The organism is Flavobacterium sp. CAN_S2 (genome assembly GCF_015752255.1).
Lineage (GTDB): Bacteria > Bacteroidota > Bacteroidia > Flavobacteriales > Flavobacteriaceae > Flavobacterium.
The window spans coordinates 1,638,689-1,665,550 of sequence record NZ_JADOVA010000001.1 but is presented as its reverse complement, the minus strand read 5'-3'; the positions used below and the strand labels follow the sequence as shown (position 1 = coordinate 1,665,550).

Below are 26,862 nucleotides of genomic sequence, written 5' to 3'. Positions count from 1 at the left end.
TTCCGATGAAAAACCAAAGTGTATCAAATAATATTGACTGGATAAGCATAATCATTTATGCGCTACTGGTTATTTTGGGCTGGCTTAACATCTATTCCTCGTCGTTATCTTCTATGGAAGACACTTACGAGAAGCAGTTGATATTCATCGTGCTAACCATTCCTTTAATTTTCATAGTCCTCTCAGTAGATGGGAAATTTTACGAAAAATACGCAAGTATTATTTTTGGGATTTCTTTATTGTCATTAGCAGGATTATTTTTGTTTGGAAAGACAATAGCAGGTCAGCGTTGTTGGTATGCCATTGGAAGTTTTACCATTCAGCCTTCTGAGTTTGCAAAAGCAGCAACAGCATTGGCATTAGCTAAATATTTAAGTGACACGCAAATTAATCTCAAAGATGTAACCCGTCAATGGCAGGCACTTGCGATAATCATATTACCCGTATTGCTAATTTTACCACAGCCCGATCCGGGAAGTGCTTTAATTTACAGCATATTTATCATCGTTCTATATCGTGAAGGACTGCCGGCTTGGTATGTATGGACCGGTTTCGTAACCATTCTTCTGTTTGTATTAACACTGGTATTAGAACCACAATATGTAATCCTTATCGGCTTTTTGGTTCTTTTAATAATTCACTTCAAATCTAGATTAGCCGATAGGAATATCGTTTTGAGCAGTATTCTTTTTGTGCTTCTTTCAGGATTTGTATTATCAGTAGACTATGTTTTTGACAATGTATTTAAACAACATCACCGAGACCGTTTTAATATTCTTTTAGGAAAAACTGTTGACATGAAAGGTATTGGATACAATACGAATCAGTCCGAAATTGCAATTGGCTCTGGAGGTTGGTTAGGAAAGGGATTTCTGGAAGGCACACAAACTAAAGGTGGCTTTGTACCAGAACAACATACGGATTACATTTTTACTACTGTGGGCGAGGAATGGGGATTTGCGGGTTCTTTAGTTGTAATAGGACTTTTTACAGGTTTGTTTCTTAGAATAATATACTTAGCCGAGAGACAAAAAACAAAGTTCAGCAGAGTCTACGGCTATTGTGTTGCCGGAATTTTATTCACGCACTTCTTTGTAAATATTGCTATGGTTGTTGGTATTTTTCCAACAATTGGTGTTCCGCTGCCCTTCTTTTCATACGGAGGTTCCGGACTTTGGGGCTTTACTATATTGTTGTTCATATTCATAAAAATGGATGCGAACAAAGTAAACGAATGGTAATTTGGCAGCTTTAATCTAAACTAAATTCCACAGTAACTCACTATTGAATATTATTATTTGTTTTTGAATAAAAGATCTAAACAAGAAATTAATTTATCTTATTACTAATTTCAACTGAATCCTAAAGTTGTTGATTCTTTACCGTAATTCAGATAGTGATTTGCAATAAACAAGGTTTATAGTCAGATAATTTCAACAAAATTAATTGACAGCTAAACAGTATTAATCTTCTTATTTAATTTTCCTCCAAAGAGATACATAAAATTAAAACGATAGTTTTACACAAATAAAATGCCCTATACATTCTTTCGAATTCATAGGGCATTTTCATTACTATAACCTAAACCTTTTATAAAAATACTTAAGATTTAGCCAACTTATCTTTTTTAATCTTAACTGGCATGTTCTTTTTAGAAACTGCTTTCGATTGTAAATCATCTAAAACATTAAGAGCCTCTTCAACATAAATATCTTTTGACAAAGCTTCATGCCATCTTTCTCTTTTTTCTTTCAAAGTAACATCTTTATTCATTGCATCAGTTTCATAAGGCAATGATGTAAATGTCAATGAATTTTTATAATCTACAATTGGCTTGTATTTTTTTGCTTTCTCTTCAATTTCAGATTGAGCAATTTTAAACTTATCAATATTCAAACTATAAACATTCTCTTCACTTCTACTATCAATCCACTTCGCATTTTCCTCGATCAATTGAAATTGTGGGTTTTTACTAATTCTATTTTTACTGTTAGTAATTGCTTGATTAAAATTAGTGTTGTTATTCCAAACTTGATAATCAGCTTGATCAATTTTGTCCCATGGCATTGCATTATCAACATCGCGCTCGCCCATTTTTAGGTAAGCATATCTATCCGGCATTACGATATCGCTTCGTACACCCTCTAATTGAGTAGAACCACCATTAATTCTGTAAAATTTCTGTGTTGTTGTTTTAATCGCTCCTAAATCCCCCACAGAACTACTGCGGACAAATTGGTTCAAATCAATCACATTTTGAACCGTTCCTTTACCATAAGTTTGTTTACTTCCAATGATAATTCCTCTTTTATAATCTTGTATGGCTGCTGCCAAAATCTCTGATGCTGAAGCTGAAAAACTATTAACCATAATAACTAATGGTCCGTCCCACTCGATTTTTTTATCTCTGTCGTACAAAACTTCTTTTTTTCTACCGGCAGATTTAATCTGAACAATTGGTCCTTGTTCAATAAACAATCCTGCAATATCAACAACAGTCGACAAAGATCCACCACCATCATCACGTACATCTAACACGATTCCGTTAACTCCTGCTTTTTTCAATCGATCCACTTCTAAGGCGATATCTTTTCCAGCATCTCTACCATCAGCATTTTCGAAATCAATATAAAATTTAGGTAAATAAATTACTCCGTACTTCAATCCGTTTTTGTTTACAATACTGGATTTCGCGTACGTTTCTTCGATTTCAACAATATCTCTGATAATTGAAATGATTTTGATGGTTCCATCTACTTTTTTAACGGTAAGACGAACTTCTGAACCTTTTGGTCCTTTGATTTTTTTCACCACATCATCAAGACGCATCCCAACAACATCAACAGCTTCGCCATTTCCTTGGGCAACTTTCATAATTAAATCCCCAGCTTCAAGCTGTTTACCTCTCCATGCTGGACCACCAGATATAAGTTCTGAAATTTCAGTCAAGTCATTTTTCTTTTGCAAACGCGCACCGATTCCCTCTAATTTACCGCTTATACTTACATCGAAACGTTCTTTTTCTTCAGCTGCAAAATAGTTTGTATGCGGGTCAAAACGTGCTGTTATAGAATTTATGTACACAGAAAACCAATCGTTTCTATCTAAATCCTTAATAAATCCAAAATACTCATCCAAAGATTTTTGAGAGCTTTCTCTAGTTTCCTTTTCTATGACATCAAAAGATTTGACAACATAACTGGCATCATTTTTCTTCTTATCTTCTTCTAATTTTTGTTTATCAATTAGTGATGATAAAGCAGACAATTTGATTTGTTTACGCCATTTGTCATTTAGTTCTGCAACATTTTTTGGATAAGGAGCTTTATCATAATCAATATTAAAACTTTCATCCGTAGTAAAATCAAAAGGTTTACTTAAAACATCCTTATAAATTTTAGTGCTTTCATCCATTCTTTTCATCAATCGCTCATAAGTCAAATTGAAGAAAGACAAATCTTTATTCAATAACTGATCGTCTAATTGCAACTCAAATTTTGAAAATTCATCAATATCCGATTGTAAAAAAAATCGCTTCGATGGATCCAAAGCTTCTATGTAATCTTTGTAGATACCTTTCGAAAAAGTATCATCGATTGTTGCTGGACTGTAATGACCTTTTTCAATAACAAAAGTTAATAACTCCAAAAGCAGTTTGTCTTTTTCTGGATCATTTGCTTTCGAGGCATTCATTTTGAAGGCAAATAATGTCACCGAAATACACACGACAACAAGGATAATTTTATAATTTCTTTTCATAAAGTTAAGAATAGTATTCATGAATTTTTATTCTAATGTACGGTAAAAACTATGCCAACAGTAGCAGAGCTCCCCTAAATTTTTGTTAAAGATATAAAAATGTTTTTTTTTATTATCTTAAATGAATCAAGATAACATATTTTTATCTTTTGTTTACTTAATCCCATTCTGTGTGTTTACATTTGCCATCAATATCATAAAATCAATCTTTTTTTGCCAAAATAATAATGAAAAAAACTAGACCTTTAATTTTAATAACGAATGATGACGGTGTTTCGGCGCCAGGACTAAGAGCATTAATATCAGTAATGTCTGAATTGGGAGAAATTGTTGTGGTTGCTCCAGACACGCCGCAAAGCGCCATGGGCCACGCCATCACCATCAACAATACTTTATATTTGAATAAATTGTCAAAAGATAATGATCCTTATTTAGAATACAGTTGTTCCGGAACACCGGTAGATTGTGTAAAACTGGCCGTTAACGAAATTTTAAAAAGGAAACCTGACTTGTGTGTTTCCGGTGTGAATCATGGTTCAAATTCTTCCATAAATGTGATTTATTCAGGGACAATGAGCGCCGCCGTTGAAGCAGGAATAGAGGGAATTCCCGCCATTGGTTTCTCATTATTGGATTACGATTGGAACGCCAATTTTGATACTATAAAATCTTTTATCCGCAAAATTTCGATTGAAGTTTTAGAAAACGGATTGCCAGAAGGCGTAGTTCTGAATGTTAATTTTCCAAAATTAAAAGAAGAAGATATCAAAGGGATTCGAATTAGCCGTCAAGCGAAAGCAATCTGGGTAGAGAAATTTGACAAAAGAAAAACACCGCAAGGAAGAGACTATTACTGGCTTGCCGGGGAATTTGTAAACCAAGATAAAGGAGAAGATACAGATGAATGGGCCTTAGAAAACGGTTTTGTATCCGTGGTTCCGGTACAATTTGACTTAACTGCGCATCACGCTATTCAACAACTTAATACCTGGAAATGGAATGAATAAAAAAGATGTATTGCTCGGATTTTTAATAGGGATTGCAACTACCCTACTTGGATCGTATCTATTTATAACCTTTTTTACGGAGTTTAAATTTATCGCCGGAATTCAAATAATGAAATCACAAGGTAATTTAGGCAAAATAATCACATTGGGATCCATTCTGACATTGATAGCATTTGGAATTTTACTCAAAATGAATAAAGAAATGATGGCTCGTGGTGTTGTTTTGGCAGTCATTGCTTTGGCAATACTCACTTTATTTATTTAAGTTTATCTTTGTAGAAGAATAAAATGATTGCAGCGAAAATGATTTTATCCGTTTGATTTTAAAAATTCCAAATCGAAAAAACATGAAATATTATATAATTGCGGGAGAAGCTTCAGGTGATTTACACGGTTCTAATTTAATGAAAGAGCTGTACAAAAAAGATCCAACTGCTGACATCCGATTTTGGGGTGGTGATTTAATGAAAAATGTTGGCGGAACTTTAGTAAAACACTATCGTGAACTAGCATTCATGGGATTTATCGAAGTGATTTTTAATCTAAAAACGATTCTGAACAACATCAAAATCTGCAAAAAAGACATTCTTGAATTTCAGCCTGATGTACTTATCTTCATCGATTATCCTGGTTTTAATTTGCGTATTGCAAAATGGGCAAAATCATTGGGAATGAAAACCCATTACTACATTTCGCCGCAAATCTGGGCTTGGAAAGAAAGCAGAATAACAGATATCAAGCGTGATATTGATAAAATGTATGTGATTTTGCCTTTCGAAAAAAAGTTTTACGAAGAGAAACATAAATTTCAAGTGGAATTTGTTGGTCATCCTTTAATTGATGCTATTCATAACCAACCACCAGTTGATCCAGTTCTTTTCAGAAAAGAAAATCAACTGAATGACAAACCAATTATCGCTATTTTACCGGGTAGCAGAAAACAGGAAATTACAAAAATGTTAGCCGTAATGCTAAGCGTTGTCAAAGATTTCCCTGACTATCAATTTGTAATTGCGGGTGCTCCAAGTCAGGAATTTTCTTTCTATCAAAATTTTATCACTCAGGAAAACATAAAATTTATTTCTAATAAAACCTATGATTTATTACGAAATGCGACTGCAGCGCTAGTCACATCCGGAACTGCAACACTGGAAACCGCATTATTCAAAGTTCCTGAAGTTGTTTGTTATAAAGGAAGTTGGGCTTCCTACCAAATCGCAAAACGAATCATTACACTCAAATACATTTCATTAGTGAATTTGATCATGGATGAAGAAGTGGTAACCGAGTTAATTCAAGAAGAATGCAATACAAAACGCATTCGGGAAGAACTCGAAAAAATATTAAAAACGGACCATCGCAATACGCTTTTAGAAAAATATGCGTTATTAGAAGAGCAATTGGGCGGAATTGGAGCCAGTGAAAAAACGGCTACATTGATTGTAAATGATTTAAAATAATCTACGGTTTATTTCCGACTTTAATATCAACTTAAAAAAACTCTTTTGAAACGTTTTGCATTCCTTTTATTAATTGTCATCTTTTTTACGGCTTGTAAATCCACATCACCCATTGTTACTTCGAAAAAAGGAGCACCAAAAGAGAAATTATCGCGATCTGAAAAGAGAAAAACAAACCAATTAGCAGAACAATTAATTGACGCAGCTGCTGATAATTTGGGTGTAAAATATAAATATGCAGGAACAACAAGAGCGGGTTATGATTGTTCAGGATTAATCTACACCATCTTTAATGCAGAAAACATTACTCTTCCGCGCAACTCATTACAACAATCAAAAATAGGGGTTGTTTTAAATCCAAAAAAAGATCAAGCTCAAAAAGGCGATTTGATATTTTTTAAAACCAATAAAAACAGAGAAATAAATCACGTTGGAATTGTGATTGAAGCAACTGATGACGAAATAAAATTCATTCATTCTTCGACATCAAAAGGAGTAATTATTTCCTCGACCAAAGAACCTTATTACCAAAAAACCTTTGTCCAGATTAATCGTGTACTTTAAATAACAGTCTTTTAGCTAAAATTTATTTGTTTTTAAATTAAAAAAACAAATCCGTTTCTTACTAAAAATGTGTACTTTAGAACTATGAAAGTACTACATTTCCCACTGGCAAGAATAACAATAGGGTTTATATTTGGTTTACTTTTTGCTTTTTACCTGCGACCTTCTATATCAGCTGTTTTTATTGCACTTATCACATCCGTCAGTATTTTTGTTTTGTTCTATTTTTTGTCGAAAAAAAGAACAAAACTCTCCCTTTATTTTGGTGTCGGAACTTATCTCTTGTCTTTTATAATCGGTATTTCAACCCAAATAGCACATACCGATTATTTCCAAAAAAGCAATTACATTCACAATACCGCTATTTTTGAACAACCTCATTTCATTTCTTTAACGATTCGAGAAAAAATGAAAAGTTCTCCGTTTAGCGATCGTTACCTCGCCATTGTGAATCATATCGATCAGAAAGAACAAAGCGGCAGAATCATTTTGAACATACAAAATGACAGTTTGCATCATAATCTACAAGTTGGAAATTCGCTGCTGATAAAAGGCACATTAACAAAAAACAAACCGCCCAATAATCCCAATCAATTTGACTACAGCAAATACTTGGAAAACAAACAAATCTATGCACAACTATATGCTGATGTTATAGACATAAAAATTGGAACTGAAATAGAGAAAGACATTTGGTATTATTCATCCAAATTACGGACAAGGATTATTCGGAATTTAGAAAAAAATAACTTCAACAAAACAGAATTAAACGTTGCCATTGCCTTAATAATGGGACAACAACAAGATATTTCACCTGATATTATTCGAGATTATCAATTTGCCGGAGCGGTTCATATTTTATCCGTTTCAGGATTACACATTGGATTTATATTGCTTTTTGTCACCTTTATTCTAAAACCAATTCCCAACACAAAACGAGGATCTTTTATCAAACTAATCACAATCCTTATCTCATTATCAATGTTCGGGATTATTGCGGGTTTAGCACCTTCAGTGGTTCGTTCCGTAACGATGTTTTCCTTTGTTGCCATAGGAAATCACCTTCGCAGAAGTGTCAATATATACCACACGCTGTTAGTTTCTGTGTTGTTGATTTTACTTTTTGAACCTTCTTTCCTATTTGATGTTGGTTTTCAATTAAGCTACATTGCGTTGTTTTTTATCATTTGGCTGCAGCCACTTTTATCCTCCATTTGGAAACCAAAACACAAAATTTCAAAATATATTTGGGATATTCTAACCGTTTCTTTTGCAGCTCAAATAGGTACTTTACCGCTCAGCATTTACTATTTCCATCAGTTTCCAGGTTTGTTTTTTGTTACCAATCTGATAATTATTCCGTTACTGAGCATCATAATGATTTTAGGCGTTTTGGTGATGCTTTTGGCGGCGTTAAATATGATTCCCGTATTGTTGTCACAACTATTGGAATGGAGTATTTACTATTTAAACAAAATTATCAATGCAATTGCCTCTTTGGAACAGTTCATTATTCAGGACATTCCGCTTCATTTTTATTTGTTGATCGGCGGCTATTTACTACTGTTTACGGTAATTTTTTGGTTCAAAAAACCGAGTTTCAATAAATTGACTTTGGTTTTAATTTCCATTCTCATTTTACAATTCTCTTATTTTAAAATACAGTGGAAAATTCAAACTGAACAAGAATTAGTAGTTTTCAACAGCAGAAAAAACACCTTGATTGCGGAAAGAAAAGGAGAAAACATTTTAATTTATGCTAATGACAGCATTTTGAAAACCGCTCAAAAAAACAGTATTTTAAAATCCTATCGCATTGGAAAATTTAGCACTTTGGAACAGAAAAAACGGCTACAAAATTTCATCTTCTTTAATGGGAAAAAGATTTTTGTATTAGACAGCTCCGGAATTTATCCAAAAAATATACAACCTGATATAATCGTATTGACACAATCCGCTAAAATAAATGCAGACCGTTTGTTCCAAATAATGAAACCCAAATTAGTTATCGCTGATGCATCCAACTTTAAAAACATACAAAAACTATGGAAATCCAGTTGTAAAAAACAGAAAATCCCTTTTCACGCAACTGGTGAAAAGGGATTTTATAAATTGAATTAAGAATTTTTATTTTTTTAGAAAACCATTTGCTACAGCTAACCAAGCTGAAGGTCCACCGGCAACATAACCGGTACTTCCAATGCCTTCAAAATTGACTTTGCCCTCTTTTGTGGTAGCATTTGCCAAGATAATGGTTGGAAACCCTTGAATTCCAAAAGCCATTTGCAATTCATTATTTTGTTTTTTAATTTCCTCCGTCTGTGGCGCTTTCCTTGGATAATCCAATTCTACTAAAACCACATTCTCCTTGGCCCAAGCCGCAAATTCAGGTGTTCTCAAAACTTCTTTTTGCAAACGGATACACCATCCACACCAATCGCTACCTGTGAAAAATAGCAATAACGGTTTCTTGGTTTCAGTAGAAATTGCCATTGCCTTTGTGACATTCGTTTCCCAAACTAATTCTTGTGCTTCGGCGGCAAATGAGCCAACAAACAATAACAAAGCAACTATGATTTTCTTCATATTTATAATTTTATTGATTCAAAATCAAAAATGATGCCTAAAATTTATCGCACACCGTGCATCAATTTTTTAATAACCGGAGTCATCGCAACAGAGAATAAAGCAACAACAATGGAAATAATTGTTAACATCCAAAAGAAGTAACTCAATCCGTGTTCATTGGCAATTTTATCAATATTTTCTCCAAACATACCTGCACCTTTCATCCCGATTGCTACCGCTAAGTACCAAACACCAAACATGAACGCAATCATACGAGCCGGAACTAATTTACTCACGTAAGACAATCCAACCGGAGAGATACACAATTCAGCCATAGTATGGAAAAGATACACTAGAATCAACCAAATCATACTTACTGAAGCGGTTTTTGCACCTGCTTCGATTCCGCTTGCGCCAAAAGCTACGCAAGCCATTCCAAGCGCTAATAATCCCATTCCAATTCCGTATTTCAAGTTTGCAGAAGGATTGTATTTACTTTCCCACCATTTAGAAAATAACGGCGCTAATGAAATAATAAACAAAGAGTTTAAGGTCGAAAACCAAGTTGCAGGAACTTCCGTTAACGCCGTAGTAACTTTGTCAATTTTCAAAGCTTGCAAAGTTGAATCTGACAATGATAAATATCCCGCTGTATAGTAATCTTTAGTTAACATCCAGATTGCTATTGCCCAAATAATAATAAAACTGATGCTCAGAATAACATTTGCAACAGCATACAGCTTAAAAGTTTGTTTGAATAATAAAATTAAAACCCAAGTGATAATTACTAAAGGTAAAATAGTAATCAACGAATTCATCACTAAAAACACTACGCTCCAATTACCTGTTAAAACACGATCCGTATAATCACTGGCAAAAATCGTTAAACTGTTTGGTGATTGTTCAAAAATTGCCCAGAAGAAAATAGTCAAAAATGCGAAAAATGTAACCGCAATTAATTTCTCCTTAGTGATTTTAGAATATTGAGTAAATCTGTAAACCAATAAGATAATGAATACAACTAATGCTGAAACAATAGCAATAGAGTTTCCATTAGGTCCTAAGAATGAAAAAATATTCACTTTACCTCCAGATATTTTGGAAGCAGGATCGTTCAATAACCACAATAATGCTAAAATAGAAGAAAAACCTATTGCTGCTAATTGTATTGGAGAAAAAGGATTTCTTTTATCGGTATCCAAAGCTTCTGCTTTTGCTTTGCTTTCTTTATTTGGTTTCAAACCAATATCTCCAAAGATATTTTGAGACAACCAAAACTGTAACATTCCAAAGAACATGAAGATTCCGGCTAAACCAAATCCGTATGTCCAACCTACTTTTTCACCTAAATAACCACAAAGCAAAATCCCAAAGAATGCGCCGGCATTTACACCCATGTAAAACAAAGTATACGCACCATCTTTCTTTTCAGGACGGTCTTTATACATTTCAGATACGATTGAAGTCATGTTTGGTTTAAAGAAACCATTTCCAAAAACCAATAATACTAATCCTAAATAAATAGAAAATTCAGTTTCGACAGCCATAGAAGCGTGTCCTAAAGTCATTAAAGTGGCTCCAACAACAACAGCCCATCTAAAACCAATTACTTTATCGGCGAAATAACCACCCAACATGGTCGATAAATAAACCAAACCTACATAGGATCCAAATAATGCAGAAGCATTTTCACGAGTCCATTCCCAACCACCATCTGTAAATGAAGCTGTTAAAAATAATATCAATAAAGAACGCATTCCGTAGAATGAGAAACGTTCCCACATCTCTGTGAAAAACAAAACGAATAATCCCGCAGGGTGCCCTAAAACGGTACTTTTAAAAAATTGATCTGTAGTATTTTGACTCATATTATTAATTGTTTAATTCTTTATCTACTCCGTGCATTAATTTTTTTATTACTGGCGAAAGTACTAATAGTAGCAGTCCGAAACCAAGTCCTGTGTAAAATAAATATTCAAAAAGCACTAAATAACTCTGTTTTGCTAAATTCAAATTAGGTGCTGTACCATTTGAAGTATCGACAGAAGCTATATTCGCTAAAATGGAAGCAATAAATTCGGAGCTGGCTGTTGCCAAAAACCAAACGCCCATCATGAAACCAACTATTTTTGCCGGTGATAATTTAGTCACCGCAGAAAGTCCTACCGGCGACAAACTTAATTCGCCACAAGTGTGTAAAAAGTAAGCTAATATCAACCAAATCGCAGCAACTTTTCCTGCTCCGGAAAGATTTATCCCCATCACTAATGCTCCAAATCCTAAACCAACGAAAGCTAATGCGAAAGCAAATTTTACGGCTGTATTCGGATTGTATTTTCCTAAATTTGGCCATATCCAAGCAAAAACTGGCGCAAGCAATATTATAAATAAGGCATTAAAACTTAAGAATTGTCCAGCAGATACTTCGTAACCAAATATAGTTCGGTCTAAAATTCTGTCGGCAAATAAATTCATGGAGGTATACGCTTGCTCAAACAATGCCCAGAAGACAATCGTAAATACAATAAGAATGGTTAAAGCAATCAATTGATGACGTGCTTTACCATCGAGTTGCGTAGCTGCGTAATAAACGATATAGATAAAAGAAATTCCACCTGCAATTTTCAAAGCCCATGAAACTGCATCGTGATTTTGAACCATTTGCCAAAACAATAACGTTGACAAAACACTTCCAATATAAATCAACCATTCATTTTTAAGTCCAAATGATTTGTTTTCCAGGAAAGATGGGTTGTTTGACTCTCCTTTTCCCATCAATAATTTCCTTCCGGAAATAAAAGTCAATAATCCAAAAAACATTCCGACTCCAGCCGCACCAAAACCATAGCTCCAACCGTATTTTTCGCCTAGCCAAACACAAATTAGTGTAGCCATAAAAGAACCTAAATTGATTCCCATGTAAAACAACGTGAATCCGGAATCCCTTCTCTTATCGCCTTTATCATATAATTCCCCCACTAATGACGAGATATTGGCTTTTAGAAAACCAACCCCAACAATAATTAAGGATAATGAAAAGTAAAATATTTGCAATGCGGTTTCATCCCGCGTAATTTCACCTGTAATGGATTGAGTTGCGGCATTTCCTTCATAAGCCATTCCTATATGACCCAATACCAACATAATACCTCCGAAAACGATAGCTTTCCTAAATCCTAAATATTTATCGGCTATAAAACCACCTAATACTGGAACGGCATAGACTAAAGCAGCGTAACTTCCGATCAATAAATTACCTGAAGAATCGGAAAACAAATGGTACTTTGTTAAATAAAAAATCAACAAAGCTTTCATCCCGTAAAACGAAAATCGTTCCCACATTTCGGTAAAAAACAATATAAAAAGCGCCTTTGGATGTCCAAAAAATTCTTCCTTATTCAATGCGTCGTTTGTCATAAAGCGCTGTTATAAATTTTCTTTGATAAAATTAGTCATTTTTGTGTACAATTGAATTCTGGTTTTTCCGCCGTAAATCCCGTGATTATTGTCTGGGTAAATTTGGGAATCAAATTGTTTGTTAGCCTGAATCAAAGCTTCCATCATTTGCATGGAGTTTTGAACATGCACATTATCATCTCCTGAACCGTGAATCAAAAGGAATTTCCCTTTCAATTTATCAACATGATTTATTGGTGAATTATCATCGTAACCGCTCGCATTTTCTTGCGGTGTCGTCATGTAACGCTCCGTATACACACTGTCATAAAAACGCCAGTTCGTTACCGGAGCCACAGCAATTGCCATTTTGAAAACATCATTCCCTTTCATGATGCAATTAGATGCCATAAAACCACCGTACGACCAGCCAAATATACCAATTCTAGCTTTATCCACAAATGCGTAATTTCCTAATACTTTAGCAGCATCTATTTGGTCTTCTACTTCGTATTTCCCTAATTGCAATTGAGTCACTTTTTTGAAATCAGCTCCTTTAAAACCAGTTCCGCGCCCGTCAACACAAGCTACAATATATCCTTGTTGTGACAACATCATAAACCAATAATCATCCGTGCTATTCCATTCATTGTTTACTTGCTGGGAACCCGGACCAGAATATTGGTACATGAAAACAGGATATTTTTTTGCCGGATCAAAATCTTTCGGTTTAATCATCCAGGCATTTAGTTCATTCCCTTTTGCTGTTTTCAAAACAAAAAACTCTTTTGAAGGTAAATTGTAGCTTTTTAGCTTTGCAGCCAAAGATTCATTATTTTCTATAACCTGAACTTGTTTGCCAAATTTAGCATCGTTCAACGTGTAAGTCGTAGGTTGAGCTGCGCTAGAAAACGTATTAATGTAGTATTGAAAATTAGGACTGAATGTCGCCGCATTAGTTCCTGTAAATTGTGACAAACGCACTTTGTTTTTTCCATCAAGTCCTATTCTGTAAACATCTCTGTTAATAGATCCATTTTCTACAGACTGATAGAAAACTATATTTGTCTTTTCGTCTAAACCATAGTAATTCGTTACTTCCCATTTTCCTTTGGTCACTTGATTTTTTAATTTTCCGTTTCTGTCATATAAATAAATATGATTGAAACCGTCTTTTTCGCTGGTCCAAATAAAACTGTTGTCTTTCAAGAAAGTCAAATTATCTGTCACATCAACATAGGCTTTATCTTTTTCGTTCAAAACAACTTTTGCAACTCCTGAATTTCCATCGATAAATAACAAATCCAAATTGTTTTGGTGACGATTCAATACTTGCGCAGACAATGTATTCGCGTCATTTGTCCATTTCATTCTGGCAATATAAAAATCATTATAATTACCAAGATTTACATTTTTCACCGCATTTGCATTTACATCATAAACGTGCAACGATACAACGGCGTTCTTCTCCCCTGCTTTTGGATACTTAAATGTTTGCATCATTGGATACAACTCTTTTCCGAACATGGACATCGAAAATTCCGGCACTTGACTTTCGTCAAAACGAATGTAGGCTACTTTTTTGCTATCAGCGCTCCAGTCAAAAGCTTTCACGAAAGCGAATTCCTCTTCGTAAACCCAATCCGTAATACCGTTAATAATGCTGTTTTTTTGTCCGTCTGTAGTAATTGGAGTCGATTTATTCGAAGCTAAATCATATACATACAGATTATTTTCTTTGGCGTAAGCAATCTTTTTTCCATCAGGTGAAAAAGTAGGCTCCTGAACCTGAAAATCAAATAGTTTTTTTAATTTTTTATTGGCGATGTCATATAAATAATAATCAGCAGTAAACGAGTGACGGAAGATTTGATTTGTATTGCAAGCCAATAGAATCATTTTTTCTGAAGCGTCAAAAGTATAACTGTCAATCCCGTCTGATAATTCTCTATGGGATTTTGTATCTATTAATGTAGATACTTTTTTTAGTGTTGCAAAATCATATAAATCGATTTGCATGCTTCTGGACTGCCTGTCAGCATTCAAAACAGTGTACTGATTTGTGTTTTTCAACGATTGCAATTCATCCATTCCCTGAGCACGAAATGTACCGTTATAAAGTTCATCAATTGTGATTTTTTGTTGCCCAACAACCGTAAAACACAAGAATAAAAATAATGCTATAATTTTTTTCGAATACATACTATTTATTTAAAGATAAAAACCGTCAATTTTAGTGAAAAAATTACAATTATCGGTCATTTTATATGTTAAATGTAAAAAGCAATATGAAAAATAACCTTTCACTGAATATAATTTGATTGTAAATAAAACGGCTAAAACCGTATATTTGCAACTAATTACACCATAATCAATTGAGAATGAACAAGGCTATTAGCGGATTTTCTAAATTATCCAAAGAAGAAAAAATTACATGGATTGCCAATCAATATTTTTCAACACCTACAGAAGCCGTCGCCTTGCTGAAAAACTATTGGAATTCTGATGAAAAAATACAGAAATTACACGATGAATTCATCGAAAACACGATAACCAATTTCTACATTCCACTAGGAGTTGCTCCTAATTTCCTGATTAATGGAAAATACAGCACGATTCCCATGGCTATCGAGGAAAGTTCGGTCGTTGCTGCTGCTGCAAAAGCCGCTAAATTTTGGTCCACGCGTGGCGGATTTAAAGCAACCGTAATCAATACCGAAAAAATTGGTCAGGTTCATTTTATCTATAAAGGTGATGTTTCAAAATTGAACTTGTTTTTTGCCCAAAACAAAAGCAAATTTTTCTCAGAAACCGAATCGATTACCACAAATATGCAAAAACGCGGTGGCGGAATTTTAGACATTGTTCTAAAAGACAAAACCGATTTGTTGCCTAATTATTTTCAGCTACATGCTACTTTTGAAACCAAAGACAGCATGGGAGCCAATTTCATCAATTCATGTCTGGAACAATTTTCCAAAACATTAAAAGAAGAAGCACATAATTATGAATTGTTCACGGAAACTGAAAAAGACCTTGAAGTTGTGATGAGTATTCTTTCGAATTATGTTCCAAATTGCATCGTAAGAGCTGAAGTTTCTTGCCCGATTGCTGATTTAGAAGAAAAACACATTCTAAACCCTAAAGAATTTGCCGAGAAATTTGTGCAAGCCGTTCAAATCGCCGAAGTCGAGCCATATCGTGCTGTAACGCACAATAAAGGAATCATGAACGGAGTGGATGCCGTAGTTCTGGCAACAGGAAATGATTTCCGTGCCGTCGAAGCCGGAATTCACGCCTATGCTTCCCGAAACGGAAAATATTCCAGTCTTTCCCATGCCAAAATCGAAAACGATATTTTTACTTTTTGGCTGGAAATTCCTTTAGCATTAGGAACTGTTGGAGGTTTGACTTCCCTACATCCGTTAGTAAAATTGTCCTTGGAAATGTTAGAAAAACCATCAGCCAAGGAATTAATGCAGTTTGTAGCCGTAGCGGGTTTAGCACAAAACTTTGCCGCTTTACGTTCCTTGACTACAACCGGAATTCAAGAAGGACACATGAAAATGCATTTGAATAACATCATCAACCAGTTTGAAGCCACCGATGACGAACGCATTTTAATTCAGAAATATTTCAAAAAAAATACCGTATCGCATAGCGCTGTGGTAACTTATATTGAAAGTTTAAGAAAATAATATTGATTATCGATATCACTATCAGGGCTTAGAACCCTGATAGTGATTAAAATAAGACTAATGAAAAAAACATTCTACAGTAACGGAAAACTTTTAATCACAGGAGAATATCTGGTTCTTGATGGTGCCAAAGCCTTTGCTTTACCCACAAAAATGGGACAAAATCTCATTATAAAAGAAGGAAGCAACAATGAAATCAACTGGAAAAGTTTTGATTTTGATGGAAGCATTTGGTTTGAAGACCCTCTTTTATTCTCTGATATTTCTAAAGAAGTTAATCCTGAAAACGAATCGGTCAAAGCTACACTTACGACCATTTTGCACGAAGCTTTTAAACTAAATCCTGACTTTATTTTAAATTCAGACGGATACACAATCACTACTGAACTTGGTTTTCCGAAAAGCTGGGGTTTGGGAACGTCATCGACTTTGATAAACAACATTGCACAATGGCTGAACATTGATGCTTTTACATTGCTTAAAAACAGTTTTGGAGGTAGTGGTTATGATATTGCGTGCGCGCAAAACGACAGTCCAATTGTATATAAATTGGAACAAGGAAATCCAGTCATTGAAAAAGTAACTTTTAACCCTGAATTCATACAAGACCTATACTTTGTATATCTCAACAAAAAGCAAAGCAGTAAAAGCGCAATAGCTGCTTACAACATGAATAAAAAGAATAATCTGCCGAGAACAATCGCTATAAATGACCTGATTACTTCTGAAGTTTTAAATGCTACTACAATTCAATCTTTTACTGCAGCAATACAAAAACACGAGGTGCAAATGAGTAATATACTGGAAACACAAACGATAAAAGAATCCTTGTTTCCTGATTTTAATGGCGTGATAAAAAGCCTTGGTGCTTGGGGAGGTGATTTTGTTATGGCAATTGCAACTGAAAATCCGAGCGATTATTTTATTTCAAAAGGATATCAAACTATAATCCCTTATGACGAAATGATTTTATCTTAGTTTTTATAATTACATCCATTTAATAAAAGTAAATCCCGATACATTCAACATGTATCGGGATTTTTTATTGTGATTAATTACTTTTTGACTAGTAATTAAAATCTTGTCTGTTATCTTCAATTTTAGCATTTCCTTTCAAGGCAGGAATTACTCTATTTGCATCTGAAGCACTTTGTGCTTTCAACTTAGCAACGTATGGCGCATGACTTTTCAATGCTGGCGCTTTTACTGTACTTGTGTTTTTTACCACATAAACTCCAGTATTTCCTTCGATTGGAGCAGACATTTTATTTGCTGCTAAAGCAAATGCATTTCCAACTACTTTTGGCTCTGGACCAACATTTGGTAACATTGTATTTTCCATAGTAAGACCAGTTGCTTGTTGTACCGTTCCTCCTACTGATTTCGCGATTGCTTCAAGTGAAGAACCCGTCATTTTAGCTTTGATCAGTTCTGCTTTTTTCTTGTTTTTTAGTATTTGTTCTACATAAGGTCTCGCTACAGAAACGGCAACTAAACCAGATTTATCAATACTTTTCAATTTTGCAATAACGTGACCTACATTAGCTACTTCAAATCTTTTTACAGATCCTTCTTTAACTCCATCTTCAAAAGCCCATCTTACGATAGTTCTTTGATTTCCTAATGTTCCAAAGTTCTCATCCATTCCTTTTACAGAAACAGCCGGAGCAACTGTAAGACCCAATTCTTTTGCTACTTTATTAAAATCTTTATCAGCTGCATCCATTTCTAATTTGGTTGCTTGTGTAAATATTTTATCAGAAGTTGCTTCTGAAGCTTCTACTTTTTGAGCTACAGTAGCTAAACGGATTCCGTCTTGTTTGTCAGTAATCTTAATAACGTGAAAACCAAAATCTGTTTCAACTAAACCTATTTTACCAATTCCATTACTAAAAACAAAATCATTGAAAGGTTTTACCATTTGGTTTGGACCAAAATAACCTAAATCACCACCTTGTTGAGCAGATGAATCATCAGAAGCTGTGAAAGCCAACATCATGAAACTATCAGGATTTGCGGTTACTTGTGCCAAAATACTTTCAGCTTTAGCTTTAGCTTGTTCTTTAGTTCTTTTCTCTTTTTGATTTGGAACCTGAGTACCTTCGTAACCAATTAAAATATGACTTGCTTTAGCATTTACTCCTGGTTTCATTCCCATAGATTTAGAAATACAGTAGTATTTTCCAAACATATATGGACCATAAACTTCACCTGGAGCTAAGTTGAACAATTTATCAGCATCTACTGCAGGCAAATCTTTCTTAGCGATATAAGTAGAATCATAAGGAACATCTGAATTTGAATTTACAAAGTCAATTGTATTAGTTGTTGATCTAAATCCTGCTACCGTATCGTTTTTACCTGTAGCTTGGTTGTACACCACACTTCCTGATAACAACGCAGTAATTTTCGATTTTACTTCAGCTTCATCCGATGGAGATGCTTTGTCTTCTATCAAAACATATTCTACTTCACGAGATTCGTCAGCTTTGTATTTTTTTTCATTTTTCTTCATGAAATCAACAATTTCAGCATCAGAAATTTTCACTTCACTGTCTTTAATTGTTGAATATAAACCAGCAACGTACGCAAAATTCACTTTGTTTGCTTCCATTTCATATTTCATTTTCCCTTCACTTTCCGTTGTAAAAACTGAAGCTTTGATCAATGTATTGTAGATTTGGTATTTTGCGTTAAGATCTGCATCTTTCTCTCTGTCTTTTAAGAATTGAGCTTGTGCAGGATTCGCTTTGAAATATTCTTTGAATTTAGCAACATCAAATACTCCGGCAGCATTCAAAAACAATGGATTCCCACCAATATTTTGATCTGATTTCAAAACTTCCAATAAGTGTTTTTCACCTACTCTAAGTCCTAATTTTTCAAATTCAGAAGTTAACAAAGCCACAGAAACCTCTTGCTCCCAAACTCTGTTTGCGGCTTCAGTTGAAGTTATCCCTTGACCACTTTTTTCAACATTACTAACTTTAACTCTAAAATCTTCGAATGCAATATCTTTTCCATCGATGCTTCCTACATCTTTTGATGTACTGTTGAAACCACCGCTATTGAATATATCACCTATGATAAATGCTAATAAACAAAACCCGATAACGAGTATCAGAAGAAGTGAACGTTGTCTAATTTTTTGTAAAACTGCCATTTTATTGTTGTTAATTTTTATATTCAGTTTGCGAAAATACAATTATCTAATTAATAATTATACTAGTAGCGTTTTATTTTGCAAGAAATTTTATTTTCATAATAAAAATCACTCTTGCACGGTCATTTTCACCAATTCAATTTTCTTATTTGTGGCTTCTTCAATTATAAAATGATAGCTACCTATGGTAATTTCAGCTCCTTTTTGTGGAATTTCTTTCGTAAAATCGACGATAAAACCGCCCAGTGTTCCGTAAGAATCTCCTTCTGGAATTTGAAGTTTGTAGGTTTGATTTAAATATTCCACATCTAAACGAGCCGAGAATATAAAAACACCTTCGCCCAACTCTTTTTCTATCAATTCCTCATCTGAATCATGTTCGTCTTCAATTTCACCAAAAAGTTCTTCTACAATATCTTCAATCGTAATAATTCCTGAAGTTCCGCCATATTCATCTAAAACAACAGCGACACTTTTCCGCTTTTTGGTAAGCAAATTCATGGCATCTTTGATGAATATTGTTTCAGGCACAAATTCAACAGCAATCACAATTTCTTTGATATTTTTTGGTTTTTTAAACAAATCAAAAGAATGTACATATCCCACAATATCATCAAGGGAATTCTGATATACCACAATTTTAGAATAGCCCGTTTCTATAAATAATTGCTTCAGTTCTTCAATGGAATCAAAAACCTCAACTGCAATTATCTCTGTGCGAGGACTCATTACATCTCTGGCTTTTACACCCGAAAACTCCAATGCATTTTGAAACATCAAGATTTCAGAATCTACGGTTTCATTATCCTCCACACTGCTCATTTGTTCCGTAATGTAATTTCCAAGTTCAATTTTACTAAAATACAACTGAATAGTATCTCCCTCGGTTTTGAAGAACTTCCTCAAAATGAAATCGGAAATCACAATAAAAAAAGTAGAGATATAGTAGAAAATTTTATAAAAAATGTACGCGGGAACTGCAAAAAACTTTATTAGGGAATTGGCATAAATCTGAAAAAAAACTTTTGGAAAAAACTCAGCGGTAACCAAAATAATCAGTGCCGAAATAAAGATTTGCAACAGCAGATTTAACCAATCGGGAAAATGAAATCCCAGAGCAATGCACCATTGTAATACTACATCGCCCATAAAAAAACCGTAAACCACCATTGCTATGGTATTCCCAATAAGCATGGTGACAATGAAATTTGTTGGTTTCTCAGTAAGCTTGGTCAGTATTTTTGATAGAAAATTATCTTGTTTTTTTTCAATTTCAAGATATATTTTATTCGAAGAGACAAAGGCTATCTCCATTCCTGAAAAAAAAGCACTTAGTATTAGACATAGTATGATAATACTAACTTCCATCAACTAGGAATTTTTGTTGCGATCTTCGAATTTTTTAGCAAATTTTCTCCTGAAGAAAAACATAAAAACTGCCAATCCTGCAATCATAAAACTCAACCAAGGGTTTCCTAATGCTGGCTCATTCACTTTAGTAAAACCATCATAAATGAAATACGCACCAAAAATAAGATAAACGTATTGTGTATATTTTAAGTAATTCATTTTGTATTTATATTAATCGGCAGATTCTATTTCGCCTGTTATTTTTTGAGAGTTAATCACTTTAAAATCCCCACTGAAATCAATTCCCTGTCCATTAGAAACTCCTTTTGGATCAGTCAATTTAAACCTTCTTTCGGTAAAAAACCACTCGTTTTTTTGATCAAAATACAACTGTTCTGTTTCCAGAGTCTGTCCTTGTTCCGTAAAAATTCTCACTTTACCTTGCAAATCAATAATATTCGTTCCTTTATAAGAGATTGCATAATTTGATTTGATAAAAGTTTTTTTTGCTTTTTTATCGTACAAAGTCACATCAATTCCTTTGGGAAATTCTGTAAAAGGAAATTCAACACTGGCGTAATCCAGCATTTTTGTACTTACCAAAACAGCCGTAATACGTCCTGAATCCGTGTATTTTAGATTCACCATGTCTGCATCACTACTTGGCACAAATTCAGAAAAATTGATTTTTTGTACTTCTTTAAAATTACTTTCGCACCCAAAAAACAGTGTCACAGCAAAAGCCGTGACAAACCATTTAAAATAATATTTTTTGAATAAAGTCATACAATGAACTTACAAAGAAGTTGTAGCAAACAATCTATATACTAGTTGAATTTTCGTTTTTCAAACCATCTTTCATTTAGTGAGAAACTTACACTAACGTTAGCATAATTTTCTTCCACTAAGTTTGCCGCGGTAGTTCCTCTTTTACCAAATTCAAGACCAATATTTACATTTGAAAACGTTCCCGTCAATGGCATTCCTAATCCTACTGTTAACGCCATGTCCTCAATAGGCTCTGAATTAATTACTAAACCGGTATTTTCAAATCTGAAACCAGCTCTGTAAACAAGTCTTTTAGCATAACTTGAAAATGAATTATAATTTGGAATATAATATCCACCAATGCTGTATTTCGAATGTTTCTCGTAAGTTACATTATCAAGTGAATTGTAACTATTATCTAAAAAACCAGCTCCTTGAAACGTATACCCTACTCCAACTAACCATTTTCTGGCTTCACCAATACCCGCTTGCGCAGTGTACTTACTTGGGATTTTGAAATTTTTCTCGGTTTTTACATCATCTAAAACATCAACAATTGATAAATCAAAATTTGAATTATAAAGTGCCGTTGAAATGTTTCTGGTATTTTCAGTTTTCAAAGTGCTTTCTAATGAATAATTTACGCTACTAAAAAAAGAGGTCTTTTTGTTGATTTTAGTTTTGTACATCATCCCAAGGTTAAAATTTACCCCAGATAAATCCACCGTATTTAATTCTCTTGTACCAATAGAAATATCAGTGATGTATTCAAAATTATTGGTTTCAATTTTACCAAAATTATAACTTACATCAGCACCAATATTAAAATTAGGAGTAATCTTATATCCTACACCAAGAAAAGCTTTATTCATACCACCAGAACCATTAAATCGTCTGTTATTCACTGCCGGATCATCTGAAACGGATGAAATTTTATATCCAACAGAAGAATATGGAATCAAACCGAAACCAACTCCCCATTTCCCCAAAGGCAAACCTACGGCTAGATAATCTAAAGTTGTTCTACGAGCATTTGCAGTTTCAGTGTCCGTTTTCAATTTTGTAGTAGCATGAGTCCCGCCCAAAGTAAAGGTTGTCAACTTCAAATTTGCATAACTCGCCGGATTCTGTAAGTTCATGTGAATGCTATCTTGTTCGATAGCGATTTCTCCCATAGAGCGGTTTTCCAATGTTCCTCTAAACCTCACATCACCTATACCGTAGAAAGAATAAGGCGAAGATGTTCCTTCTTGAGCAAAAGATACTAATGACAAAAGCAAACAAGCGCTTACTACAATTTTTTTAATCATTTTTGATTTTATATTGAAATGTTTGATTCAAACTTTCCAGAAGAAAATTTGAATTGGCAAATATGGTATTTTTTAATCGTTTAGCCAAAAAATCTGTGTCGCCACCCGTTAAAATTATTATAAAATTTGGAAATCTAGCTTTATATTCATCGATAAAACCGTCAATCTCATACACGAAACCGTTAACGACGCCAGAATGAATTGATTCAGAAGTGGAGTTGCCAATAAAATCCTCCGGAGTTTGCAATGACAACAAAGGAAGTTTCGCCGTGTAATTATTTAAGGCTTCGTAGCGCAATCGCAATCCTGGCGCAATGGCTCCACCCAGATAATTATCTTTCTCATCAATAAAATCATAAGTAATACAAGTCCCAGCATCTATCACCAACCGATTCTGATTCGGAAACTGTAGTGTCGCTCCTGCAGCAAGAACCATTCTGTCAATTCCCAACGTTTTAGGAGTCGCATAGCAATTGTGGAACGGAAAAGAATCTTCATGTGAAATGAAATATACTTTTAACACTTTATTAAAATCAAGAAAAGACTGTTTTTCGACATCACCAACAGAGGAAATGACCAAATCAGTTACATTTTGAAATTTTTCTAAAATATTTTCAATATTTTTTTGAAGTTCCATTTTCGAAAAAACAAAAATTTCAAAAAGGGTAGCACCCTCAAATACAGCTGCTTTAATTCTGGTATTCCCAACATCTACAACTAAAATCATAATTTATTTTTTGATGTGGCGAAGGTACGAATTGATTTTTTTTAAAAAATGTTTTGGATAAACTAAAAATCATTCTATATTTGCACCCGCAATAGCGAGGTACCTTAGCTCAGATGGTAGAGCAATGGACTGAAAATCCATGTGTCCCTGGTTCGATCCCTGGAGGTACCACAAAACCCGAATAGAAATATTCGGGTTTTTTGTTTTTAATCTATTTTTGAAAATGCATTACCTTTATATTCTTTATTCGAAATTAGTTAATAAATTCTACATCGGAGAAACACACAACATTGATGAACGAATTATAAAACACAATAAGCATTCCTACTCAGACTCATTTACAAAAATTGCTAATGATTGGGAATTAATTCTTTTCTTTAATTGCTCGAACAAAGAAGAAGCCACTTTTCTTGAAAAATTTATAAAAAAAATGAAAAGCAGAGTTTTCATCGAAAAAATTATCAGTAACCCCTCTATTCTGACTGATATTCTATCTAAAAGAAAATAAAACGTGTCCCTAGTTCTCCCGAAGCGTCGGGACTGGAGGTACCGCAAAACCCGAATAGTCCCGAAGCTTCGGGATTCGGGTTTTTTGTTTTTATACCTTTTGTTAAAACATTATAATCCTAGATCAATCCTAAAACCTGTAGAGTAGTAAAAATTAGGCATAAATATTAGTTAGCCTAAAAAGGAACAATTCTATTTTTTTACCCCTCTGAATTGTGCTCTAAAAGCTTTTATTTCAGTATTAAAAGATCACTCACAACTTATTAATTTTCTTTTAAATGAGTTCTTGAATTTTATTTCTGCTGATACACTTGTTCTCCTGTTATCAAAATAGTTCAATATGGCTTGGTAATAATTTATTACAGATTTTGAAATTGTATTGAAAGCTTTAAACCCACATTATTTTCAGTTTTCGAACAAATGCGACAGTCCCAAACCTTTTTCTTTTAGATCGATTACAACCTTACTTCTTAATTTGTTAAAGCATTATTTCGTCAGATAACGAATGGATTTAAAAATCTAAGCCTTTTCACAAAGCAATTTAATTTACCAAAAACGCATCGATAATCCAATAAAAATAAAGTGTTCGCATTTTTTTTCTACTTTTTTTGCGAAATTAAAATAGCAATAGTTGCAAAATTACTATATTTATGCAAAATTTATATATATGGAGATTTTAACCTGCCCGAAATGCCAAAGCAATCACATCATAAAAAGCGGTATAATCAACAGTAAACAAAGGTACCTATGCAAAAAGTGTAATTATTTTTTTACAGTTAATAAAATCGGCAAAAAGATAGATGATTACTATGTAACCAAAGCATTGCAACTGTATCTCGAAGGCTTGAGTTTTCGTGAAATCGAGCGAATTATCGGGGTTTCACATGTCACAGTGAGCAACTGGGTAAAGAGTTACAATATAAAAAAACCTTCTCACGCTAATTACCACCCTACCTACAAGATTTTTAGCCACTTAGAATTAGTTGAGTATTTAAAAAACAAAGAATTACTCTCAGGAGCAGGCATGATTATCACCGAGCTGGGAGATAAGTTTATGTTAATAAAATGGGAACGATTCAAAGATTAGCTATATTAGTTTACACAAAAATATATCAAAATTTTTTTCTAGAATTAAATATCTGAATTTGGCACTTTATTAACTAACCATTTAATAACCAAATCCTATTTATGAAAAAAATATTTTTTACAGCGGCAATAGTCTTATTGTCTCTAGAAGGATTTTCACAAGGCTCCACAGATTACGGTAGCGGAATGAAATTTAATTTGAACGAAGATGGTTCAAAATACATGCGTTTTATTGCATGGAATCAAATATGGTTTCGTTCCAGCCAAATGAATCCCGGAACAATGATTGGGAATGAAGCGGCAACCACAGGAACCGACATTGGGAATCGACGTTTGCGTTTTCTTGCCTACTCTCAATTATCTAAAAGATACATGATTGTAACTCATTTTGGAATCAATAACCAAACTTTTACAAATGGCGGAGCAGCAGGAACTTCTGGAACTGGCGGATACGGAGCCGGGAAAAAACCAGGTTTATTTTTTCACGATGCCTGGAATGAATACGCATTAGTATTACCTGAAAAAGATAAAAAATTCAGTTTGTCTCTTGGTGGAGGATTGCATTATTACATGGGATTATCAAGAGCTACAATGGCATCAACATTAAACTTTTTGACAATTGACGCTCCCATCTTCAACTGGCCTTTAATTGAAAATTCAGATCAGTTTGCCAGACAAATGGGTTTATTTGCAAAAGGAAAATATGGTAAATTAGAATACCGTTTGAGTTACAACAAACCTTTTGCCACCAACTTAGCTCCTGCTAATGTAACATCTGCAGATAATGCTGTAGCAGTAGATAACAGCGGAAATACAAAATGGTCAAAAGCCGGTTATTTCGAATACCAATTCTTAGATCAGGAAGCTAATTTATTGCCTTATAAAGTAGGAAGTTATCTTGGAACTAAAAAAGTATTCAATATTGGTGCTGGTTTTTATACTGCGCCAGAGGCTACCAGAACTTCTGTTAATAACGCTATTGACAAGCACAACATCAATCTTTTTGCTGCAGATGTTTTCCTTGATTTACCTATTGGAAAAAAAGAAAACAAAATGGCTGTAACCGGATATAGCGTTTTCTACGATTATGATTTCGGTCCAAACTATTTGCGTAACGTAGCCATTATGAATATTGGGTCCGTTGACCCAAACTTTACAGGAAGCAGAGCATTAGCCGGACCTGGAAATGCTCAAGCTACTATTGGATCAGGAAATATCTGGTACACACAAGCCGGAATATTACTACCTAGCAAAGTAGACAAACCTAAAGTGCGAGTACAACCTTTTGGAGCTTTTACCTATAAAAACTTTGACGCCTTAGATAAGTCCAGCACTCAATTTGACCTTGGAACCAACTTTTTCTTAGATGGACAACATGCTAAAATCACCGCACAATATTCAACAAGACCCGTTTACACGACTCCATCTAACATCTCAGGATCAAAAGGGGAATTCGTAGTACAACTTCAAATCTATCTATAATCTAATTTTAAAAAAAT

At 34.0% G+C, this 26,862-nt stretch carries 22 protein-coding genes and 1 tRNA gene; 12 read left to right on the top strand and 11 right to left on the bottom strand.

The window, feature by feature from the left end; genetic code table 11:
- Positions 1-5 precede the first annotated feature (5 nt).
- A complete protein-coding gene (gene rodA, locus IWX80_RS07460) occupies positions 6-1,241 on the top strand; it encodes a rod shape-determining protein RodA (protein WP_196852840.1) in 1,236 nt (411 codons plus the stop codon).
- A gap of 361 nt (positions 1,242-1,602) precedes the next feature.
- On the opposite strand, the gene IWX80_RS07455 is transcribed toward rodA, so the two are convergent.
- Positions 1,603-3,780 carry a carboxy terminal-processing peptidase gene (locus IWX80_RS07455; RefSeq protein ID WP_196852839.1) on the bottom strand — a complete coding sequence of 726 codons (2,178 nt, stop codon included), beginning with the start codon at positions 3,778-3,780 and terminating at the stop codon, positions 1,603-1,605.
- Positions 3,781-3,986: 206 nt separating this feature from the next.
- On the opposite strand from IWX80_RS07455, the gene surE reads away from it, so the two are divergent.
- The 5 genes from surE (at position 3,987) to IWX80_RS07430 (ending at position 8,911) form a co-directional block, all read left to right on the top strand.
- Positions 3,987-4,766: a 5'/3'-nucleotidase SurE gene (surE, locus tag IWX80_RS07450; protein ID WP_196852838.1), complete on the top strand. Its 780-nt coding sequence runs from the start codon at positions 3,987-3,989 to the stop codon at positions 4,764-4,766.
- A complete protein-coding gene (locus IWX80_RS07445) occupies positions 4,759-5,031 on the top strand; it encodes a hypothetical protein (protein ID WP_196852837.1) in 273 nt (90 codons plus the stop codon). Before surE ends, IWX80_RS07445 begins: the two co-directional genes overlap by 8 nt.
- Before the next feature lie 82 nt (positions 5,032-5,113).
- The gene (lpxB, locus tag IWX80_RS07440; protein ID WP_196852836.1) at positions 5,114-6,226 is read left to right on the top strand and encodes a lipid-A-disaccharide synthase; all 1,113 of its coding nucleotides are present in this window, start codon (positions 5,114-5,116) and stop codon (positions 6,224-6,226) included.
- Positions 6,227-6,271: 45 nt separating this feature from the next.
- Positions 6,272-6,790: a C40 family peptidase gene (locus tag IWX80_RS07435; RefSeq protein WP_196852835.1), complete on the top strand. Its 519-nt coding sequence runs from the start codon at positions 6,272-6,274 to the stop codon at positions 6,788-6,790.
- An 84-nt stretch (positions 6,791-6,874) separates the two neighbouring features.
- Entirely contained in the window at positions 6,875-8,911 is a 2,037-nt protein-coding gene (locus tag IWX80_RS07430; protein ID WP_196852834.1) for a ComEC/Rec2 family competence protein, read from the top strand.
- 6 nt (positions 8,912-8,917) lie between these two features.
- Here IWX80_RS07430 and IWX80_RS07425 read toward each other — a convergent pair whose 3' ends face one another.
- From IWX80_RS07425 to IWX80_RS07410, 4 genes are read right to left on the bottom strand one after another with little or no spacing between them, the layout of a single operon-like run.
- Positions 8,918-9,376 (bottom strand): thioredoxin family protein, encoded by a 459-nt coding sequence (locus IWX80_RS07425; protein ID WP_196852833.1) that lies wholly within the window; start codon positions 9,374-9,376, stop codon positions 8,918-8,920.
- A 44-nt stretch (positions 9,377-9,420) separates the two neighbouring features.
- A complete protein-coding gene (locus IWX80_RS07420) occupies positions 9,421-11,226 on the bottom strand; it encodes a peptide MFS transporter (RefSeq protein WP_196852832.1) in 1,806 nt (601 codons plus the stop codon).
- Between the two features lie 4 nt (positions 11,227-11,230).
- On the bottom strand, positions 11,231-12,775 hold the full coding sequence (locus IWX80_RS07415; RefSeq protein ID WP_196852831.1) for a peptide MFS transporter: 1,545 nt from the start codon (positions 12,773-12,775) through the stop codon (positions 11,231-11,233).
- A 9-nt stretch (positions 12,776-12,784) separates the two neighbouring features.
- On the bottom strand, positions 12,785-14,956 hold the full coding sequence (locus tag IWX80_RS07410) for a S9 family peptidase (protein ID WP_196852830.1): 2,172 nt from the start codon (positions 14,954-14,956) through the stop codon (positions 12,785-12,787).
- A gap of 179 nt (positions 14,957-15,135) precedes the next feature.
- On the opposite strand from IWX80_RS07410, the gene IWX80_RS07405 reads away from it, so the two are divergent.
- Positions 15,136-16,452, top strand: coding sequence for a hydroxymethylglutaryl-CoA reductase, degradative (locus tag IWX80_RS07405; RefSeq protein WP_196852829.1), 1,317 nt, complete (start codon positions 15,136-15,138; stop codon positions 16,450-16,452).
- A 60-nt stretch (positions 16,453-16,512) separates the two neighbouring features.
- A complete protein-coding gene (locus tag IWX80_RS07400; RefSeq protein ID WP_196852828.1) occupies positions 16,513-17,430 on the top strand; it encodes a GYDIA family GHMP kinase in 918 nt (305 codons plus the stop codon).
- Positions 17,431-17,518: 88 nt separating this feature from the next.
- Here IWX80_RS07400 and IWX80_RS07395 read toward each other — a convergent pair whose 3' ends face one another.
- The 6 genes from IWX80_RS07395 to IWX80_RS07370 form a co-directional block, all read right to left on the bottom strand.
- A complete protein-coding gene (locus IWX80_RS07395; RefSeq protein ID WP_196852827.1) occupies positions 17,519-19,615 on the bottom strand; it encodes a peptidylprolyl isomerase in 2,097 nt (698 codons plus the stop codon).
- A 108-nt stretch (positions 19,616-19,723) separates the two neighbouring features.
- Positions 19,724-20,983, bottom strand: a complete 1,260-nt coding sequence (locus IWX80_RS07390) for a hemolysin family protein (protein ID WP_196852826.1) — start codon at positions 20,981-20,983, stop codon at positions 19,724-19,726.
- 3 nt (positions 20,984-20,986) lie between these two features.
- Positions 20,987-21,184, bottom strand: a complete 198-nt coding sequence (locus IWX80_RS07385; protein WP_196852825.1) for a hypothetical protein — start codon at positions 21,182-21,184, stop codon at positions 20,987-20,989.
- A gap of 12 nt (positions 21,185-21,196) precedes the next feature.
- Entirely contained in the window at positions 21,197-21,751 is a 555-nt protein-coding gene (gene lptC, locus IWX80_RS07380) for an LPS export ABC transporter periplasmic protein LptC (protein ID WP_196852824.1), read from the bottom strand.
- Positions 21,752-21,792: 41 nt separating this feature from the next.
- Positions 21,793-23,043 (bottom strand): hypothetical protein, encoded by a 1,251-nt coding sequence (locus IWX80_RS07375; protein WP_196852823.1) that lies wholly within the window; start codon positions 23,041-23,043, stop codon positions 21,793-21,795.
- Positions 23,036-23,770, bottom strand: coding sequence for a type III pantothenate kinase (locus IWX80_RS07370; RefSeq protein ID WP_196852822.1), 735 nt, complete (start codon positions 23,768-23,770; stop codon positions 23,036-23,038). The genes IWX80_RS07375 and IWX80_RS07370 overlap by 8 nt, the downstream gene beginning before the upstream one ends.
- A 98-nt stretch (positions 23,771-23,868) precedes the next feature.
- On the opposite strand from IWX80_RS07370, the gene IWX80_RS07365 reads away from it, so the two are divergent.
- The 4 genes from IWX80_RS07365 to IWX80_RS07350 all read left to right on the top strand — a co-directional run bounded on the left by IWX80_RS07365 (position 23,869) and on the right by IWX80_RS07350 (position 26,845).
- Positions 23,869-23,941: transfer RNA gene (locus IWX80_RS07365), tRNA-Phe, on the top strand.
- A gap of 52 nt (positions 23,942-23,993) precedes the next feature.
- Positions 23,994-24,278, top strand: a complete 285-nt coding sequence (locus IWX80_RS07360; RefSeq protein WP_196852821.1) for a GIY-YIG nuclease family protein — start codon at positions 23,994-23,996, stop codon at positions 24,276-24,278.
- 666 nt (positions 24,279-24,944) lie between these two features.
- A complete protein-coding gene (locus tag IWX80_RS07355; RefSeq protein ID WP_132067274.1) occupies positions 24,945-25,364 on the top strand; it encodes an IS1/IS1595 family N-terminal zinc-binding domain-containing protein in 420 nt (139 codons plus the stop codon).
- Between the two features lie 101 nt (positions 25,365-25,465).
- Positions 25,466-26,845 (top strand): porin, encoded by a 1,380-nt coding sequence (locus IWX80_RS07350; protein ID WP_196852820.1) that lies wholly within the window; start codon positions 25,466-25,468, stop codon positions 26,843-26,845.
- Positions 26,846-26,862: the final 17 nt, after the last annotated feature.

Coding starts and splice junctions, on each gene's coding strand:
- rodA (WP_196852840.1), top strand. CDS start 6: ATGAAAAACCAAAGTGTATCAAATAATATTGACTGGATAAGCATAATC.
- IWX80_RS07455 (WP_196852839.1), bottom strand. CDS start 3,780: ATGAATACTATTCTTAACTTTATGAAAAGAAATTATAAAATTATCCTT.
- surE (WP_196852838.1), top strand. CDS start 3,987: ATGAAAAAAACTAGACCTTTAATTTTAATAACGAATGATGACGGTGTT.
- IWX80_RS07445 (WP_196852837.1), top strand. CDS start 4,759: ATGAATAAAAAAGATGTATTGCTCGGATTTTTAATAGGGATTGCAACT.
- lpxB (WP_196852836.1), top strand. CDS start 5,114: ATGAAATATTATATAATTGCGGGAGAAGCTTCAGGTGATTTACACGGT.
- IWX80_RS07430 (WP_196852834.1), top strand. CDS start 6,875: ATGAAAGTACTACATTTCCCACTGGCAAGAATAACAATAGGGTTTATA.
- IWX80_RS07425 (WP_196852833.1), bottom strand. CDS start 9,376: ATGAAGAAAATCATAGTTGCTTTGTTATTGTTTGTTGGCTCATTTGCC.
- IWX80_RS07420 (WP_196852832.1), bottom strand. CDS start 11,226: ATGAGTCAAAATACTACAGATCAATTTTTTAAAAGTACCGTTTTAGGG.
- IWX80_RS07415 (WP_196852831.1), bottom strand. CDS start 12,775: ATGACAAACGACGCATTGAATAAGGAAGAATTTTTTGGACATCCAAAG.
- IWX80_RS07410 (WP_196852830.1), bottom strand. CDS start 14,956: ATGTATTCGAAAAAAATTATAGCATTATTTTTATTCTTGTGTTTTACG.
- IWX80_RS07405 (WP_196852829.1), top strand. CDS start 15,136: ATGAACAAGGCTATTAGCGGATTTTCTAAATTATCCAAAGAAGAAAAA.
- IWX80_RS07400 (WP_196852828.1), top strand. CDS start 16,513: ATGAAAAAAACATTCTACAGTAACGGAAAACTTTTAATCACAGGAGAA.
- IWX80_RS07395 (WP_196852827.1), bottom strand. CDS start 19,615: ATGGCAGTTTTACAAAAAATTAGACAACGTTCACTTCTTCTGATACTC.
- IWX80_RS07390 (WP_196852826.1), bottom strand. CDS start 20,983: ATGGAAGTTAGTATTATCATACTATGTCTAATACTAAGTGCTTTTTTT.
- IWX80_RS07385 (WP_196852825.1), bottom strand. CDS start 21,184: ATGAATTACTTAAAATATACACAATACGTTTATCTTATTTTTGGTGCG.
- lptC (WP_196852824.1), bottom strand. CDS start 21,751: ATGACTTTATTCAAAAAATATTATTTTAAATGGTTTGTCACGGCTTTT.
- IWX80_RS07375 (WP_196852823.1), bottom strand. CDS start 23,043: ATGATTAAAAAAATTGTAGTAAGCGCTTGTTTGCTTTTGTCATTAGTA.
- IWX80_RS07370 (WP_196852822.1), bottom strand. CDS start 23,770: ATGATTTTAGTTGTAGATGTTGGGAATACCAGAATTAAAGCAGCTGTA.
- IWX80_RS07360 (WP_196852821.1), top strand. CDS start 23,994: ATGCATTACCTTTATATTCTTTATTCGAAATTAGTTAATAAATTCTAC.
- IWX80_RS07355 (WP_132067274.1), top strand. CDS start 24,945: ATGGAGATTTTAACCTGCCCGAAATGCCAAAGCAATCACATCATAAAA.
- IWX80_RS07350 (WP_196852820.1), top strand. CDS start 25,466: ATGAAAAAAATATTTTTTACAGCGGCAATAGTCTTATTGTCTCTAGAA.